The sequence below is a fragment of the Massilia sp. CT11-108 genome (assembly GCF_047302915.1).
GTDB lineage: Bacteria > Pseudomonadota > Gammaproteobacteria > Burkholderiales > Burkholderiaceae_D > Telluria > Telluria orientalis.
Map to the genome: position 1 here is coordinate 1 of NZ_JBKYMO010001249.1, position 456 is coordinate 456.

1 protein-coding gene is annotated in these 456 nt (G+C 64.9%); it reads left to right on the plus strand.

Annotated features, from left to right (window positions below; translation table 11 throughout):
* Nucleotides 1–219: 219 nt before the first annotated feature.
* The coding region (locus ACEN88_RS34255) for a DUF4347 domain-containing protein (RefSeq protein ID WP_413346849.1) at nt 220–456 on the plus strand (237 nt) is incomplete at its 3' end.

The window sequence follows — 456 nt, forward strand, 5'->3', positions numbered from 1 at the left end:
ACAGCGCGCGCCTCGTGCAGGCCGTGGCCGCGGCATCGCAGCCGGCCATGCGGGAGGAAGCGCGGCGCGTGGGGCAGGCGATGCGGGAAGAGGACGGCGTGCGGACGGCCGTCGATCTGCTACTGGGGGCGCACATTTGTACAAATGCTAAATAAAATTGCACTTTGGAAATCCGAATGGCTATAATTTCCAGATCAATTATAAATACCGAGAGAGTCCATGAGCCATTCCCGTGCAGTCGTTTTCATCGATCCCGCCATCGCCGGCTGGGAAGACATCGCCGCCTCCGCTGGCCACGCACGGGTCGTCGTGCTGGATGACGAACAGGATGGCCTGCTCCAGATCGCCGCCGCGCTGGCGGCCGAGCGCGACCTGGCCGCCATCCACATCGTCTCGCACGGCAGCGCCGGCCGGATCGTGCTGGGCAGCACGGTCGTGACCGCCGGCGTGCTCGCG